Below are 17,087 nucleotides of genomic sequence, written 5' to 3'. Positions count from 1 at the left end.
CTCAGGCCTGGGCGGGTTCGTCCTCCGGGGCCTGTTCGGGGAGATAGATATGTACGGGGGTGCCGGTACTCATCGTGATGCGCCCTCCACCTGGCATCGCATCACGAGCATTCAATACCAAATTCAGCAGAGCACTGTTGAGTTGGTTCGCGTCGGCCACACAAACGGGCGATGGCTCCTCGAGGTCGTACTCGAGCACCATTGCGTCACCGAGCGTGCGTGCGAGGAGGCCCTGAGTCCCCAGTACCAGCTCGTTGAGGTTCAGCATCTTGGGTGCCAAAGGTTGCCGGCGCGAAAATGCCAGCAACCGGCTCGTGAGGTCGGCCCCGCGGTTGGTTGCCGCAGATGCTTGCGACACGAGTTCGACGCCCACGCTCTCAATGCGGTCCGCGGTGGCATGAGCGTCGGCGAGAATGCTCGCCGTGGTCGTCTCGAGCGCAATGTCTCGCTGGTCTCCCGACGACCACAAAAAGAGGATGAAGACAGGCGACATCGTGAGAACCACGAGCGCCATCAACCGTGACGTGATGCCGGATCCGTGGCGTCGGTTGCTCAACGTGCGCCTTCATCCCGGGGGGGACTGATCGTTCTCGGTGGTCATCATCAGCTGATAATGCGCCGGGCCTCAGGGTCTCACCAGGGACAAGAGTCCGCAGTCTGCTTGTCTCTTCTGGCCTCGGTCGCCAATCTGGCGCCCGACCATGTCTCGCAATCAAGAGAGACCATGCGCTTTTCCGAAACAGTCTCTAGCCCTCCGCGGCACACCACGCGTTGAGTAGCAGGAAAGCCCTTGGCTTCTGGACCGGGCTGGCTCTCGTGGGCCTCTTCGAATTTGCGCTTCTGCTCGCCACGGTCACCGTTCTGGTGCTCTGTGCGTTCACCGCGGCCGCGCAGATCGTTTTGATCCGGCGCGACCCCGAGCTGTGGGGTGGGCCAGATGCCACGCGCGCCATCGTGACATCTGTGGTCGGACTTACGTTTGGAGTGCTCGCGATCGTCTGGGCCGGGTCCACTTCGATCGTGATGGGAGGACTCCTTCTCCTTCTTGGTCTTCCATTCTACTTCTGGAGTCGGTTTCGAGCCGGCCGTCTAACCGAGAGTGCCTGATGTATCAGTCCGACGTAGCACCCATGCGGCGTGTTCTGTTGAAGCACGCGCGTGATGCTTTTCTGAGCGGATCGCGGATCGACGAGCAGTGGCGTGATCTCAACTACCTCGGGGCCCCGGACTTCGAAGAGGCGTGTCGAGAAAGTGACGCATTGGCCGTGCTGCTCGAAGAACTCGGAGTGGTCGTCGAGTGGATGCCCCCATCGGATGTGGGCATGGACTCTCTCTACGTGAGGGATGCGTCGATTGTGACCAACGCGGGTGCCATTCTCTGTCAGATGGGGAAGGGTGCCCGGCGGGGTGAGCCTGCTCGACACGGTGCCGAGTACGTCGAGCTTGGCGTACACGTTCTCGGCGCGATCGAGGGCGACGGCACCGTTGAAGGCGGGGACGTGACCTGGCTTTCGTCGGAGTGCCTGGCCGTGGGCCGCGGCTATCGCACGAACCAAGACGGCATCGACCAACTGCGCTCACTCTTGCCTGATGAGGTGGAGTTGCTCGAAGTGCCGCTCCCGCACTGGAAGGGACCGGGTGACGTCTTTCACCTCATGTCCGTGATCAGCCCACTCGCCGAAGACCTGTTGCTCGTGTACTCGCCGCTGCTGCCCGTACCGTTTCGGGAGTCACTTCTCAAACGGGGGTTCTCGTTGGTCGAAGTGCCCGACGCAGAGTTCCATTCCATGGGGTGCAACGTGTTGGCGGTCTCGCCCCGAGTCGCCGTCGCGGTGGATGGTAATCCAGAGACCCGCGTGCGTATGGAGGCGGCCGGTGTCGAGGTACATACGTACCCTGGTGAGGAGATCAGCCAGAAAGGATGTGGTGGCCCGACGTGTTTGACGCGCACTCTGGAGCGGGACATGGGCGGACCGTTCTAGGCGCGGCCCGACACTTCAGCATCCTGAGCCGCTAGAGCGGCGCGGTGACGACCCGCGCCTGAGTGAATTGCTTGTGCCCGTCAGGTGACTTGTGGAAGCCTAGGCCGCTCTGCCGAGCGCCGACCCAAGGCGTGCCGACCGCACCACCTGCCGCCCGATTCATCCCGATCATACCGGCGGTCAGTCTTCTCGCGACGGCCGCTGTGTCGTCAGTGTCCTCCCCGAACACGACGGCACCCAAGCCGAAATGAGTGTCGTTCGCTTTGTCCACTGCTTCATCGACCGACGAGACGCGGGTGACAAAAGCGACGGGTCCGAACGTCTCGGTGCAGGCGATGTCCATGTCCTCCGTGACATCGGTGAGCACAGTCGGGATGATGAAGTTGTCGTGATGACCCTCACCGCCGACCAAGACCTTGGCACCTGCCGAAATTGCTGCGTCCAGTTGGGAGAGCACGTGGTCTCGCTGAACCGAGTTCACCATCGGGCCCATGTCAGGGTTATCCATGCCGTCGCCGATCTTCATTGTGGCCGTCATCTCCGCTAGAGCCGACTCGAACTCTTCGGCTACCGAGTCCAATACGAAGATGCGCTCTGTGGAGACGCAGACCTGACCGGCGTTTCGGAAGGAATTCCACATCGCGAACTTAGCCGCCTTCGTGATGTCGGCGTGCTCGAGCACGATCATGGGGTCCTTTCCGCCGAGCTCCAGCACGACGCGCTTCAAGGTGCCGGCGGCCTCCCGCATGATGTGTTTCCCGACTTCCCGGGACCCGGTGAAGGCGATCATATCAACGTCAGACTGAACGATGGCTTTGCCTTGATCGTCCGCGCCGTGAACAACGATCAGAACGTCCTCAGGGAGCACTTCGTTGAGTGCGTCAGCGTAGGCCTGGCCACACAGCGGAGTCTCTTCAGACGGCTTGAAGATCACAGTATTTCCGGCTGCGAGCGCCGGGAGGATCATCCAGGCCGGCATCGATATCGGGAAGTTCCAGGGTGTGATCGCACCCACAACGCCCAGCGGATCGTGATAAATCGTCGAGCGCAGACGAGGGTCTTCGACGACCTCGGGACTGAGTGCTGCGACCATCTCATCCAGCTCGTGGTCCATGTGCCCGACCGACTTCGCTTCACCCACTGCTTCCTTGAGTGGTTTGCCCATCTCGCGCGTCATGATCTCGCCATTTGCTTGCGCCCTCTCGGCGAAGATCGCACTCGCCTTCCTGATGACCTCAGCGCGTTCCTCGAGACCGAGAGCATCCCAACCCTTCTGCGCTGCACGGGCGCGTGTGACCAGAGCCGGGATCTCGGATGCGGGCGTGACCCGGACTTCGCCCACGACCTCGCCGTTGGCTGGGTTGTATGACTTGAGGATTTCCATGTGACTCTCGGCAAGCTCGTTGTGGCGTGGGGGGAGTAACACTGAGATGATTGCGGTGGGTCCACGACGCGGCAAGGACATGTTCGAAGGGCGGGAATTGAGTGAAGACTGATGTGCAGAGGTAGCCGCTTCGTGGTCGGGTTGTTCGTGTTGCTCGCGTGCGCCCCTCCATCTGTCTCGGCACAAGCGACGCTCCGGGTCGCGGCGTACAACATCAAGCACGGCCGCGGTATGGACGAGCAGGTCGACTTGCGGCGTATCTCCGAGGTCCTCCGGGGCCTGGATGCCGACGTCATAACTCTTCAGGAAGTCGACAAGAACACGGAACGGACGGGTGGCGTAGATCAGGTCGCTGTCTTGGCCGAACTGCTTGGCTACCAAGGCTTCCACGGAGCGCACCGACCGTACCAGGGAGGTGAGTACGGCAACGCGGTGCTGACTCGACTTCCGGTGGGACGCGTGATCACCCATCAGATCCCAGAGGCTGCGGGGAGCAAGCTCGCTGTTCACGAAGTCCAGATTGCAGGTGGGCCTCGAGGTGTCATCTCGATCGTGTCTGTTCACTTGGCGGGTGCGCCTGAGGAGCGATTTGCTCAGGCCGACTCCGTGACCAAGCTCTTTGCAGAAGCCGAACATCCCGTGGTGCTGGCCGGCGACTTCAACTCACGCCGGGGCGACCGCGTCATGGGTCTGTTGAGGGACTCTTGGCAAATCCTCGACAAGGGTGGTGACGCGAATACGTTTCCATCTGATGCGCCCGACCGCGAGATCGACTTCGTATTGGTGCGTCCCGCGGGCACGTTCGAGTTGATTAAACACGTCGTGATCGACGAGGCGGTCGCTTCGGACCACCGTCCGATCCTAGCGGTGTTCAGGGTCTGGTAGGGTGTTCTATTCGCGACTCATCCCGAGTGTCGCTGGACACCCCGCACGCGCGCGCCCACTCTGACCGTCCTGACTTCCACTGGAGAACCTGATGTCGATTCGGATCCCCGACGTTCGTGTCGTAGTGACCGCGCTGGCGACCACGCTCGCACTCACGCTCGCAGTGGCACCTTCTGCCTCTGCTCAGTCGTTCGATCTCCTCATCCGCGGTGGCCGCGTACTCGACGGCACCGGCAGTCCATCCATCAACGCGGACGTGGGCGTCCGTGACGGGGTGATCGTGGCAGTGGGTGATCTCGCCGAAGCCACCGGCTCGCGCACAATCGACGCGACCGGCCGTTTCGTGACGCCGGGGTTTATCGACATGCACTCCCATGCAGACCGAGCCCTGTATTCGGGTAATGCCGCCCTGCGGAGTGCCCCGAACCTCGTAGCTCAGGGAGTCACGACCCTGGTCTTTGGGCCAGACGGTCGGAATCCCACGTGGCCGCTCAGTGACGAGATCGCCGGGTACCGCAGTGAGGGCATCGGTCCGAATGCGATTCCGATGGTCGGACACGGCACGGTGCGCGGCGTCGCCATGGGAGACGACTACACGCGTCACGCCACCGACGCTGAGATTGCCACGATGGTCGCGGAGGTCAGAGGAGGCATGGAGCAAGGGGCCTGGGGCCTCGGGGCCGGCCCCGAGTACCGGCCCGGACGATTCTCCACGACTGAAGAAATCATCGCCTTGGCCCACGTCGTCGCCGAATACGACGGCTTCTACTACTCGCACCAACGCAGTCAGTCGCCGCTTCCGCTCTGGCTCACTCCGAGTATGGTCGCGGACTACACCCCGCCGCCGACGTGGCCACCGGGATGGCGCCTGACCGCCACGGACGGGATGAACGAGACGATCCGCATCGGGCGGGAGACCGGAATCCGTGTGGTTGGTTCACACATCAAGGCGAAAGGCCCGACTACGTGGGGCCAGTCGGCCACGGATGTGATGGCGATTAATCGCGCACGAGCTGAAGGCGTGCAGGTGTATCTCGACCAGTACCCGTACGAGACGTTTGGCGGTGGTTCGGTCGAGGTCGTGCCGCGCTTCTACTACGCCCCAGTCGGGACGGAGCGGAGCGGTGGTTTCGACGATCCCATGTGGAACCGTCGTGACTTTGCGCCGAACTATAAAACCAACCTACAGGCCCATCTCGACGATCCAGTTCTGCGTGAAGAACTGATCACGGACACGCAATACATCATCGACCTGCAGGGTGGGGCAGAGCGGCACATCATCGTGCAGGCTTCGAGTGACCACCTGGTGGGACGAACGCTTCAAGACGTAGCGGACGAGCACGACATGAGCCCGGTCGACATGGCGATCCACTTCGCGATCGCGATGGGCACGCCGCAGAACCGGTCAGGGGTTCGTTATCGCGGAATCGCGGGCTCGCCCGAAGACGTCGAGCGCTACATGACGCAGGAGTACACCGCAACGTCCACGGACGGTGGTGTCGTGGTCGACCCTGGACCGGGCCGACATCCGCGCTACTTCGGCACGTATCCGCACAAAATCGCGACTTATGTGCGTGACAAAGGCACGATCACGTTGCCGTTCTTCGTTCGATCGTCGACCGGGTTACCGGCACAGATCATTGGGCTTCCGGACCGAGGTTATGTGCGCGTGGGCCAGAAGGCCGACCTCGTGATCTTCGATTTCGAGGCCGTACAGGACCACGCGACGATCACGAATCCGGGCGGCCACAACGAGGGCATCGAGTACGTGTTCGTGAATGGAGAAGCGGTCGTGGATGGTGGGGAATTGACCGGGGCGTTGCCGGGTGAGGTGTTGCTGCGGCACGAGGTCAGAGGGAGATAACCTCTCACGGGGGTCACGCACCCATCAGCATCATCCAAACGGAAACTGTCACGACTGACATCGCAGAGGTGATCAGCACGGTCCGGGCTGCTACATCGGGAGCGGCGTCGTACCTGGCGCCAAATAGGTAGACCATGGCCCCGCTCGGCATGCTGGCCATCACTACTGCCACCTGAGCCCATGGGGTTCCCAGGCCCAGGACCGGCACCGCGATGATCCATGCGAGGGTAGGGTGCACGGCGAGCTTCAGCGCGGCCATCGACAGAGCGGGCTTCAGGTCGCCAGACAGCGGGTACCCGCCCAGCGACAACCCCAACGCAATCAGTGCACACGGGATGGCGATGGCTGCGAGCGGGGCTATCGCGGAGTCGATCAGGCCCGGTAGGGTCACGTCGAAGTAGTACGCGATCAGCCCGAGGGTGAGGCCTAGAATGATGGGGTTGGTGAGCACGTCGAGTAGAAGCTGCCACAGTCCGGCGAGGGATCGTTCGCCTTGGCCTCGGCCGGTCTGAATGAGCACGACGGAGACCGGCAGCAGCGTAATCGAGTGGAAAGCGATGATGAGGAAGACTGGGACCGTGGCCTCTTCTCCGAACGCGCCAAGAAGGAGCGGGATGCCGAGCATCACGGTGTTTGAAAATCCGGCGCCCATCCCGTAGATCGCCAACTCAGCGCGTGGCCGCTTGAACCCATAGTGTGCTACCCCGAGCCCAGCGCCGTATGTCACGAAGGCCGCACCGTAGAACGCGAGCAGGAAGCCCCACTGGATCTCAGCGGGGAAGTTCGTGCCGAGCATAGTCCTGAAAAGCATGACCGGGATGGCGGCGTTGAAGACGAACAATACGACTCGTTTCGTCCCGCGGTCGCCGACCAGGCCAGCTCGCCGAACGAAGAAACCCACCGCAACGACACCGAAGACAGGCGCGACCATGGTGATGAGTTCGATCATCCGATCAGAACCTCACCATCGCGGACCACGACCTCGTCATCGATCCACACGGTGGGATCACGGCAGATTGCGTCGAAATGTGTCTTCGCCGACACCGGTCCGCCCAAGTTGGCCGACGTCCCGACGCCGATGTGCACGGTCCCGTTCACGCCCTCGTCGTTCAGCATCTCACCGGTGAAGTCCGTGCAATCCAGATTCAGGCCGAACGCGAACTGAGCCAGGTTGTAGACCCACCGGTCTTCTTGCGCCGTGAGGAGCTCGTCGAGGAAGTGGGCCTGTTCGCCGCCCTCGATGCTCGTCACGAAGCCCTCCGAAATTCGGAAGGTCACCGGCTCACGTGTGACGCCGACATCGTAGTAGGGAATGGAGCCGTCACAGACGAACACCCCTTCGCCGCTCTCCTGAGTTGGCGAGCAGTTGGCCTCGATGTTTGGAACGGCACTGAAGCCCGGTCCGTCGAGCAGGCACGCGTGGCTGTTCCCTGTCACGCCTTCTAGGCTCATGGTGAGGTCGGTGCCGGCTGGGTTCGTGACCCTCAGCGTCGATCCCTTCGTCAGTCGCTGGGCGAGAGCTAGACATGTGGGCTTTCTGGCTGCGAAATCTGTAAAGAGGCCGCCCGACTCCATCATGCCTTCGGTAAAGGCCGTCATGGATAGGACGCGTGCGCCCTCTCCGATCGCCTCGCGCACGGCCCGTGTGTGGGCGATGGCGAGGGTGACGGGCAGGAAGACGACATCGGCCGCCTTGAGTGCAGCCGCGACCAACTGGCCGGGCTCTGCATTGTCGATCGCGCGTGGGGGCGGCATGAGGATGCTGGGGATGCCTCCAGTAGCCTCGACTTCTCGTGCCAGTTCCCGAGCGATGGCTATGCGCTCGGGGTCTGTGACGATCGCGACGTTCTCACCGACTTGAATGTTGGCGCAGGTGCGGACGAGGATCTGCGCGCCCGCCTTCATCAGCCGAAGATCTCCTTGTTCCGCTGGATCACACGCCCGTCGACCTCGATGGTCGGCTCCCAGACAAGCAGGTCGTAGTGCGTTGGTGCGACGACGTCACCGCCCAACGTGTGACTCGTCCCGATCCCAATGTGGATCGTGCCCACGACGCCTTCGTCTTCCAGCATCTCACCGGTGAGTCGCGCGTTCGGGTTCAGGCCCACACCCAACTCAGCCACGTTGAAGCAGAGCGGCTCATTGAAGGACTCCAGGTGCGTGCGAAGCTGATCTGCCTGAGCACCACCCGTCATCTCCACAATCATGCCGCCTTCGACTCGGCACGTAACCGGTTCATCCAGAATCCCAATGCCGAGGTAGGGCACGGAGGCGTCAGAGATGAAGACACCTTCGGCGCTTCCGGTGACCGGAACGACGTTTACCTCGATGTCCGGAATCGGTGCGAGGAAGCCGGGGTCGGGAATATTGGTAAGGACGTTCGCCGTCCGTCCTTCGATGGAGAATTTCAAATCCGTCCCGTTCGGAGACGTGAGATGGACGGTGCTGCCGCCCGTGAAAGCGTCCCCGATCTTTTGGCACACTGGCACCTGGGCCGCGAAGTCCGTCTCGAGGAGGGCAGGACTCGTCATGACGTCGTCTGTGTAGGCGGTCATGAGGCACGCCCGGGCCCCGTTGTCGAGCGCAGTCCGCATGGCTCGGGTATGCGTGATCGAGATCGCCACGGGAGTGAAAATCACATCAGCCTCAGCCATCGCGGCTGCAACCGGAGCAGGAGGCTCGTTTCCGTCAGCCCGATTCACGGGCATTACGGACACGGTGACCTCGGCCCCGGCCGCACGGGCGACTTCCGCGACGGGCGTCGCGTACCGCTCCATCGTGGGGTCGGTCACGACCAGCACTCGTTCGCCGGGTTGCACGCGTCCGTTTACGTGGACCAGCTGTTTCGCTCCGGGAATCAACTTCTCAATGTCGGACATGCGCGTGCGTTGGTTGAGTGTCAGGGTTCAGCTGCAGTTGGTGGGCCGAACCATTCATCGAATCGGGCGTCGAAGACGATCGCTGTGTAGCCATCATCCGTGCAATTGGTTGCTGTTCGGAGCATGTCGGGGATACCGCCGGACAGAGCGATCCACGTCGCGATGAAGTCACCCTGCGCCTGAGCGTCGAGCCCGAGGATGTTGGCGAACAGTGTCGCGCTCCACAGCGCGGTGCCCATACCGGCCGGGAGTCCCGGAGCGGCGATCGTGAACAGAACCACGGCCGGCCAGGCGGCGAGCAGCATGAGCCAACTCAGCTCGAGCCCGAAGATGTGCGTGATTACGAAGGGGCCGTACGCGATGTACGCCAACGCGCTCGCATCGAGGTTCGCCACTGCTCCGAACGGAATGATGAAGTCAGCGACTTCATCCCTCACCCCGATCTTCTTGGCATTGGTCAAGTTGACCGGGAGCGTTGCGAGTGAGGACGTCGTACCTGCCGCGAACAGCGCGGTCGGCACGTAGTACTCCGTAAGGATTGGTCGAAGCTTCCTGCGTCCGACCCTCTTCACGAGCACGAACGTGTAGAAGGTCCACCATATGGCACACAGAGCCGCCGTGTAGGCCGTCATGGTCAGGTAGTGTGCGACCCCAGCGCGGGCGCCGAAGCGAACGCCCAGCGTGATCCCGAAGAGTAGGATCAGGGGGAGCATCACGTACGCGAGGCCGTCGCCGGCATTCTCGATGGCGTCGGCCACTCGCTTCAGCACAGCGTAGGTCTTGTCGTGCTTTGCCCCGAACAGACCAAGTCCGACTCCGACGACGATCGCGATAAGCGGGAGCGATGCACCGCCCTGTCCGAAAGACGCCAGCATCGCGGACGCTTCCGTCCACGCGCCGCGCCCATTCGTGGAGAACGGGATTCGGAAGATCAAGGCGGATGTCACCAGGGCGATGGCGCCAGCGACGATCGAGGTCCCCACATACCACAAGACCACTGCACCGGCGAAGCGACCAGCGAGTCCGCGGCGTAACAACGTCGCGACTGCTGGGCTGAGCGCGGCCAGGATGAGGACTGGAACCAACATCACGACAAAACGAATCAGAGTGCCGGTCGCGGACGCCAGGGGGGCGAGGAGGTCCGGCATCAGCCCGCCCGCGGCTAACCCCACGACGAGCGCGAGAAAGGTCCAGACGTACTTAGGGATTTTCACTCCTGCGGCCATGGGTCTCCTAGGTTGCGCATGAAGTGCCGCCTTTGGCGGTGCGATGCAAGTGGATGGCCGGGTTGGCCCGCTCAATCTCAACGCAGTATCGTGCGATATGAGCGAGAGAATCTTGGTAACCGGCGCGACCGGAACGGTTGGAAGTGAGCTCGTCCGCCTCCTTGCCCAAGCGGGAGCCGAAGTGAAGGCGGGCACGCGGCGTCCTGCACACGCGGCCGCTCTGGCGGATAGCAGCGTGGAAGTCGTTGAACTCGACTACCGTCAGCCGGCCACGTTCGATGCCGCGGTCGAGTGGGCGGATCGGGTCTTCCTCCAGCCGCCTCCGTTCGATCCCGATGCACACGAGACGCTCGTTACACTCCTCGATTGGGCAGTGCAGGCGCGAACCGGTCACGTGGTCACGCTTTCGGCCATGGGGATGGAGCTCAGGGACGATCTTCCCATCCGCCGCCTTGAACGGCACATCGAAGCGTCTGGGGTCGATTACACCTTCCTGCGCCCGAATTTCTTTATGCAGAATTTCGGAAGGGGTTTTCTCGGCGAGCGCATCCGCACGTCGGGATCGTTTGCCATGCCTGTCGCTGATGCTCGTGTGAGCGTCGTGGATGGTCGTGATGTGGCAGCGGTCGCCGCGGCGTGCCTGACGGCAGGTGGCCACGCGGGCCGGGCGTACACTCTGACCGGCCCGGAGGCGCTCACGCACGCTGAGATCGCAGACTTGATTGGATCAGCCGTGGGCAAACCGGTCGAGTTCGAAACCGCCTCGGATGAGGACATGCTGGGGTGGCTCACAGACGCGGGCTGGCGTGGAGACGTCGCGGGCGTGGTGATCGCGCTGTATCAGTCCGTCCGAGCGGGTGTTCGTGCGGACGTTACCGGGGACGTCGAGGCCGTACTCGGGCGGGCACCGAAGTCCTTTGCGGACTTTGCGCGCGAGCAGGTAGGAAGCTGGAGCTAGGAGCCACAAAAAAGTCCCTGGGAGCTGAAATCGGACCGTACAACACGTTCAGTTCTGGGATAGGCGTCAGGCCCAGTGTGACGACGCGATGTCCGAAGATGGACGCCAGGACGCCCCATCGACTTCCGTTCGCGCGCTCGAGCTGTCGGAGCTCACTCAGCACCGCGAGATGGGCGACATCGGCGGCAGAGGGCGTCGTGGATACAAGCGAGGCGCAGTAGGTCTGAACCGAGCCCCAGCTGCACCCGTGTCCCGCGCCTAAGACGTGCATGAACTCATGCATGACCAACTGTCCGTCCGACGCGAAGCCGATCGAGTCGAAGTCCATGACCGCATAACTGATGTCGGCGCTGATCAAAAACAAATCCTCTACAAACGTGCCACCCCAGCTCCGCGCATCGGCAGACAGCGAGTAGATCTTCGGATCTGGCTGGTTTAGGCGTGTAAACGCCCGCACTGGGATCGTGCTGTCGACTTGGACAAGGATGCCGTGGTTCGGGCGTCGCGTGCCGCCCAGGATCTGGATGTTCTCGATTCGTTCTGGGACGAACGCGTCGAAACCGAGCGCAGATTCCATGGCGTCGATGTTGGTCCAAAACGCGACGGAGTCCGCAGCGCTGATGTCCCCTGTGGATCCCGGGCGATCCAGTGCGACCTGAATCGGGAAATCCCCCTCAGGCCAACTCCGGATCTCACCGACCCATTGGGAATTGTCCTCGACGACCTGCACAAAGCCGTCTTGGCTGTATGGGAAGTAGAAGCCCCAGAACGAAGGCATCACTCGGGAGTCTGCTGCGAGCTCGGGGTCTATCGGCACCGTCGTCCCGGCATAGTCCCCCGACTCGATCGTCCAATTCTTTGGAGCCAGGACGATCTTGGCGGTGCCACCACTAACGTCGCCGGGTGTCATGAGCGCCCAGCCCGGGTGCATGGGCTCATTGGGCCCAGGCTCGAGCGTGAGAGTGCCGAATCCGGAGACCGCTTCCGGAATCATCACCTCAGCGAGTCCGTTCGCGTCCACGGCGGCCGTCAGGTTTTGCTCGCCCCACACCACACGAGCGGTGATGTCGCCGTACGCGGTGACCCCGGGTGCAATGACTTGGACCGTGATCGACCCGAATGGCTCGACCGGGTCGACTGGGCCTGGAGCAGAATCGCCACACGCACTAAGCCCAAGGATCGCCACGAGAAGACTCGTGAGGGGCTTGTCCAGAAGTGTGCGCACGGGGAGCCGTTTGCGGCTAAAGGCCGCGGCTGTAAGGGAATTCGCTTTCGATGTTCATACGTCGCGCGGGTACGAGTGTTTCCTCCCTGGTCCTTAGTCTGGAGGAGGCGCTATTCTGGCTCCCTCGACTACAAGGACGACACACGTCGCCCGAAGAACACGGATGAGGCACCATGAAGGCTCGCTCTGCTACGATTTCGCTCTTCGCCGCACTTCTTCTTGCGCTGCCGGTGGCCGCGCAGGTCAACGATCAGGCGTCGGATAAGGACCGTCTCCAATACCTCGACGTTTTCGAGATGGAGGTCGCAGCCGATCCCCGGATCTCACCGGACGGCTCTCGCGTCGTGTATGTGCGCCGCGGCTCGGATATCATGACGGACCGGAGCCGGACGGCGTTGTGGGCGATCGACTCCGACGGTGCCAACCACCGTGCGCTTACCGACGGCAACTCAGCTGTCGACTCGCCGCGATGGGCGCCCGATGGAAATCGTCTCGCGTACATCTCGTCCGAGGGTGGATCGAGCCAGCTCTTCGTTCGATGGATGGATACCGGCCAGATCGCCGAGCTCACCAATGTGACTGAGTCCGCTGGGAGCATCACGTGGTCGCCGGATGGCAACTGGATTGCGATGACCATGTTCGTGCCGGAAGCCACTCCGACCTTCGCAAGAATGCCGCCGCGCCCTGATGGCGCCGAGTGGAATGTGCCCCCCGTTGTCATCAATAAGATGCGGTATCGCTCGGACGGTCGTGGTTATCTGGAAGACGGGTACACACACATTTTCGTTCTCCCGGCCGATGGCGGAACGCCGCGGCAGGTCACGAGTGGCTCGTACAACCACGGCGGCTCGCTCTCCTGGTCGCCTGACTCGCGGGCCATCGTGTTCAGCGCGAACCGAGACGATCCCGATTTCGACGTTCGCAACAGCGAGGTCTTCGAAGTCTCCGTGGAGACGGGTGAACTGACGCAACTCACGGACCGGTTCGGGCCGGACGGGAGTCCGATTGTTTCGCCGGACGGGTCCCAGATCGCGTACACGGGTTTTGACGACCGCTATCAGGGTTATCAGGTCGGGCACTTGTACGTGATGAATCGGGACGGCAGCGGAAGCCGCATGGTCTCCGATCTCGATCGGAGTTTCGGTGGACTGAATTGGGCTCAGGACGGTCGTGGCCTCTTCTTCCAGTACGACGACCAGGGCATGACAAAGGTCGCCCACGTGTCGCTGGACGGTACGGTGACTGATCTGGCGGACGAAGTCGGTGGTGTGGGGCTAGGCCGGCCGTACGGGGGCGGTTCCTATACCGTGGCAAACAACGGACGGTTCGCCTTCACGGTGAACTCGACGCAGCGTCCGGCCGACGTGGCCATCGGCCAGCGGGGCACAGAGGTGCATCAGATCACGCAGCTCAACGAAGATCTGCTGGGTCACAAAAAGTTGGGGGCTGTCGAAGAGATCTGGTGGGATTCCTCGCACGACGGACGTCCGGTGCATGGTTGGATCGCGACTCCGCCCGACTTTGATCCGTCCAAGAAGTACCCGCTCATGTTGGAAATCCACGGTGGTCCTTTCTCTAACTACGGGCCGCGTTTCGCACCGGAGATTCAGTTCTATGCAGCAGCGGGATACGTGGTTCTCTACACCAATCCACGTGGCTCGACGAGTTACGGCGAGGAGTTCGGAAACCTCATTCATCATGCGTACCCCGGGTACGACTATGACGACATGATGTCCGGTGTCGACGCGGTCATCGACCGCGGGTACATCGACGAGGAGAACATGATGGTGACCGGCGGTAGTGGTGGCGGTGTGCTCACTGCGTGGATCGTCGGGAAGACGGATCGATTCCAGGCTGCTGTTGTGCAGAAGCCTGTGATCGACTGGATCAGTTTCTCACTTACGTCGGACGGATACTCGTCCTACTACCAGTACTGGCTCCCTGGCCCGGTCTGGGAAGAAGGTATGCTGGAGCACTACTGGGAGCGGTCGCCGCTATCACTCGTCGGCAACGTGACGACGCCCACCATGCTCATCACAGGTGAAGACGACCTTCGTACCCCCATGGGTCAGTCCGAGGAGTACTACCAAGCGCTCCAAATTATGAAGGTCCCGACGCAGCTCGTGCGAGTGCAGAATTCGTATCACGGTATAGCGAGCAGTGCACCGTCGAACCTGATTGCTAAGGTCGCCAACGTGCTCGAGTGGTTTGAGCGTTATAAGGCGAACCAGCGTGTCATCAGCGACAACGATTAGGCGCGCGTGACACCTTCCAGATACGAACACCAAGGGGTCGCGTCGACCAAGGTCGACCAATTCGAATCCGTATTTCGAGCCGCATCCAAGATCCAGTTCGAATACGACGAAGTCGAAGTCGGATCGGTGTTGATCATTAGTGATGGCGACGAAGCTGCGGCCACGGCGTTCGGGGACCGGGTCAAGTCCTATCTCAGTGTGCTGGAGAGAGGCGAGAACGTGCGCTGGCGCGTCGTGCACGGCGCCCAGTTTGCGTCCGTTCCGGAGCTGCTCGGCTTGGTGGAGGAAGAGCGGCCGGGACTGATATGCACGTATCGGCACCTTCACAGTGACTCTTGGCAGTGGCCCTACACGTTGGGTGAGTTCGTCGATGTGCTCACGCAGGTGACCACCACGCCCGTCCTCGTCATGCCCCATCCAGAGCAAGAGATGGAACGGTCCGTGGCCAACACGGACGTGGTCATAGCGATGACGGACCATCTGGTGGGAGATCATCGCCTAGTGAACTGGGCTGCGCGCTTCACGAATGGGGAAGGGAAGCTGGTCCTGGCGCACGTCGAAGACGACCTAACCCTCGATCGGCTGATCGAGACCATCGGGAAGATCCCGACCATCGACACTGACGAGGCCCGTGACAGTATCCGCGATCGCCTGGAGCGAGACGCTTCGGACTACATGACGAGCTGTAGCGATGCCCTGGGTGGGGCGGGCGTGCCTGTCACGGTTGAAGCCATCGTCACTTGGGGGCATCACCTGAAGGAGTACCGACGGTTGGTCACGGCGCATGAAGCAGACTTGCTCGTCATGAACACGAAGGACGAGGACCAATTGGCGATGCACGGTCTCGCATATCCGCTCGCGATCGAGGTGAGGTCGATACCATTGTTGCTTTTATGATGCGCTTGATTGCGACGTTCGGAACGGCGTGCTGCGCTTTGTTCGTGCGCCCGGCGTTTTTGGCTGCGCAGGGTGGGGGAGCCCCCGCGGCCGAGCATGTGACCCCCGAAGTCCCTATGGGCATCACGATGCTCTTCGCGGGCATTCTCGTCGCGATGATTGTAAGCCTCGCGCTCGAGGAGAAGCTCCACGCCAAGAAGTCGCTGATCGTCGGGTTGTTTGCAGTGATATCCCTGTTGCTGGGGGCGATTCTGCTGCCGCTTCCGTATGGCCCTTATCTGATTGGTGGGCATCCGCTGGCTATACCGGTCTACATCCCAGCCATTGACTGGGGTGTGATCACCATCATCCTCGGCGCCAGCCTCTTCGTGGATGTGACGTCGCGTTCAGGCCTCTTCACCTGGATCGCGATTCGGCTCACGAAAGCCTCTGGTGGAGATCCGGTCAGGCTTCTGTGGCTGTACGGCTTGATGACCGTTGTGTTCAGCGCGGTGCTCAACAATGTCACGGCCATGATCATTGTCGGTTCGCTGACGGCAGTGTCTCTGGAGAAGCTGGACCGGCGCGACAAACTGCTTGGTTTCCTGCTCGTTGAAGGGCTCCTCACGAATATCGGTGGACTCCTGACGCTTATCAGTTCGGTGCCGAACATCATCGTGGGAACAGCCGCCAGCATCAGCTTCGTCGCCTTCTTCATCAAGGCGAGTCCGTTCGTTTTGGTCGCGACCGTCGTGACGCTCTTCATGGGAGCAAAGCTCTTCAAGATAAGTCCCCTCGCGGATGAGGCCGCGAAGGAGGAGGCACGTTCGCTCGTCTCGGGATTCGACGAGAACGACGGCATCGAGAGTCGTGGTTTTTTCTGGTTCGCTGCTGGCATGTTGATCCTCTTCATCATCGCGATCGCGACCACGTCGGTCATGCCCTACGTGTCTAATCTCGGGATGGGCTTCGTCGCGATGGCGTTTGCCGTGGTGATGCTGGTCCGCTTCAAGTCCGAGGTCGATCAGTTCTATCGTACAGTGGACTGGGACCTACTGGCCTTCTTCGCGGCGCTGTTCGTAGTGATCAACGTCATGGAGCATGCCCAGGTCTTAGGACTCATTGGGCAGGGCGTAGCTCACATCGTTGATCTCGGCCCCACGCTCGGCACTGGCGCGGTGATGGTCGCGACCGCGGTGTTCAGCTCCGTGACGGACAACATCCCGCTCGCGGCGATGCTCGCGAAGATCATCTCAGGCATGCCGGTGGACGGCATGGTGCGCGGGCCGACGGATCCGCTGTGGTGGGCGGTCATTTTCGGCGCGAACCTCGGTGGGAACATCACCCCCATTGGTTCGGCTTCTACGCTCGTCGCCGTGACGATCATCCATAAACACGGGCTGAAGCTCTCGTTTGGTGGATTTGTCGGGAAGGCACTCCCGTTCGCGCTGGCTCAGATCGCGATCGCGCTCGTCTATATCCTGTTTGTGGCATAGTCAGAAGCGGACTCGTCTTATACGATGAAGCTCTTCGTAATCGATCGGCAAAGCTGG

Annotated in this window: 15 protein-coding genes; 8 read left to right on the top strand and 7 right to left on the bottom strand. The window is 61.7% G+C overall.

Annotated features, from left to right (window positions below; translation table 11 throughout):
* Position 1 precedes the first annotated feature (1 nt).
* A complete protein-coding gene (locus tag P8L30_05075) occupies positions 2 to 556 on the bottom strand; it encodes a hypothetical protein (protein ID MDG2239552.1) in 555 nt (184 codons plus the stop codon).
* A gap of 215 nt (positions 557 to 771) precedes the next feature.
* Between P8L30_05075 and P8L30_05070 the strand changes: the two genes are divergently transcribed.
* Entirely contained in the window at positions 772 to 1,107 is a 336-nt protein-coding gene (locus P8L30_05070; protein ID MDG2239551.1) for a hypothetical protein, read from the top strand.
* On the top strand, positions 1,107 to 1,982 hold the full coding sequence (locus tag P8L30_05065; GenBank protein MDG2239550.1) for an arginine deiminase family protein: 876 nt from the start codon (positions 1,107 to 1,109) through the stop codon (positions 1,980 to 1,982). Before P8L30_05070 ends, P8L30_05065 begins: the two co-directional genes overlap by 1 nt.
* Positions 1,983 to 2,013: 31 nt before the next feature.
* On the opposite strand, the gene P8L30_05060 is transcribed toward P8L30_05065, so the two are convergent.
* Positions 2,014 to 3,366, bottom strand: coding sequence for an aldehyde dehydrogenase family protein (locus P8L30_05060; protein MDG2239549.1), 1,353 nt, complete (start codon positions 3,364 to 3,366; stop codon positions 2,014 to 2,016).
* 111 nt (positions 3,367 to 3,477) lie between these two features.
* On the opposite strand from P8L30_05060, the gene P8L30_05055 reads away from it, so the two are divergent.
* Both P8L30_05055 and P8L30_05050 read left to right on the top strand, forming a co-directional pair.
* Entirely contained in the window at positions 3,478 to 4,251 is a 774-nt protein-coding gene (locus P8L30_05055; protein ID MDG2239548.1) for an endonuclease/exonuclease/phosphatase family protein, read from the top strand.
* Positions 4,252 to 4,342: 91 nt separating this feature from the next.
* Entirely contained in the window at positions 4,343 to 6,115 is a 1,773-nt protein-coding gene (locus P8L30_05050) for an amidohydrolase family protein (GenBank protein MDG2239547.1), read from the top strand.
* 13 nt (positions 6,116 to 6,128) lie between these two features.
* Here the strand turns inward: P8L30_05050 and P8L30_05045 are convergent, their stop codons facing one another.
* From P8L30_05045 to P8L30_05030, 4 genes are read right to left on the bottom strand one after another with little or no spacing between them, the layout of a single operon-like run.
* Complete coding sequence (locus P8L30_05045) at positions 6,129 to 7,064, bottom strand: AEC family transporter (GenBank protein ID MDG2239546.1); 936 nt, start codon at positions 7,062 to 7,064, stop codon at positions 6,129 to 6,131.
* Positions 7,061 to 8,020 carry an aminopeptidase gene (locus tag P8L30_05040; GenBank protein ID MDG2239545.1) on the bottom strand — a complete coding sequence of 320 codons (960 nt, stop codon included), beginning with the start codon at positions 8,018 to 8,020 and terminating at the stop codon, positions 7,061 to 7,063. Before P8L30_05040 ends, P8L30_05045 begins: the two co-directional genes overlap by 4 nt.
* Positions 8,020 to 8,994: an aminopeptidase gene (locus P8L30_05035; protein MDG2239544.1), complete on the bottom strand. Its 975-nt coding sequence runs from the start codon at positions 8,992 to 8,994 to the stop codon at positions 8,020 to 8,022. The genes P8L30_05040 and P8L30_05035 overlap by 1 nt, the downstream gene beginning before the upstream one ends.
* 20 nt (positions 8,995 to 9,014) lie before the next feature.
* Positions 9,015 to 10,208, bottom strand: coding sequence for a cation:dicarboxylase symporter family transporter (locus P8L30_05030; protein ID MDG2239543.1), 1,194 nt, complete (start codon positions 10,206 to 10,208; stop codon positions 9,015 to 9,017).
* A gap of 109 nt (positions 10,209 to 10,317) precedes the next feature.
* Between P8L30_05030 and P8L30_05025 the strand changes: the two genes are divergently transcribed.
* Positions 10,318 to 11,178: an NAD(P)H-binding protein gene (locus tag P8L30_05025; protein MDG2239542.1), complete on the top strand. Its 861-nt coding sequence runs from the start codon at positions 10,318 to 10,320 to the stop codon at positions 11,176 to 11,178.
* Here the strand turns inward: P8L30_05025 and P8L30_05020 are convergent.
* Complete coding sequence (locus tag P8L30_05020) at positions 11,093 to 12,403, bottom strand: hypothetical protein (GenBank protein ID MDG2239541.1); 1,311 nt, start codon at positions 12,401 to 12,403, stop codon at positions 11,093 to 11,095. The two genes, P8L30_05025 and P8L30_05020, sit on opposite strands and share 86 nt — an antisense overlap.
* Before the next feature lie 173 nt (positions 12,404 to 12,576).
* Between P8L30_05020 and P8L30_05015 the strand changes: the two genes are divergently transcribed.
* The 3 genes from P8L30_05015 to P8L30_05005 are packed head-to-tail and all read left to right on the top strand — an operon-like array spanning position 12,577 to position 17,030.
* The gene (locus P8L30_05015; GenBank protein ID MDG2239540.1) at positions 12,577 to 14,658 is read left to right on the top strand and encodes a S9 family peptidase; all 2,082 of its coding nucleotides are present in this window, start codon (positions 12,577 to 12,579) and stop codon (positions 14,656 to 14,658) included.
* Positions 14,659 to 14,664: 6 nt separating this feature from the next.
* On the top strand, positions 14,665 to 15,555 hold the full coding sequence (locus P8L30_05010) for a hypothetical protein (protein MDG2239539.1): 891 nt from the start codon (positions 14,665 to 14,667) through the stop codon (positions 15,553 to 15,555).
* Positions 15,552 to 17,030 (top strand): SLC13 family permease, encoded by a 1,479-nt coding sequence (locus tag P8L30_05005; GenBank protein ID MDG2239538.1) that lies wholly within the window; start codon positions 15,552 to 15,554, stop codon positions 17,028 to 17,030. Before P8L30_05010 ends, P8L30_05005 begins: the two co-directional genes overlap by 4 nt.
* Positions 17,031 to 17,087 lie beyond the last annotated feature (57 nt).

Source organism: Longimicrobiales bacterium (assembly GCA_029245345.1).
GTDB lineage: Bacteria > Gemmatimonadota > Gemmatimonadetes > Longimicrobiales > Gaopeijiaceae > CALFPJ01.
Note: the sequence above shows the minus strand (reverse complement) of the source record. Positions and strands in the feature narration are given on the sequence as shown.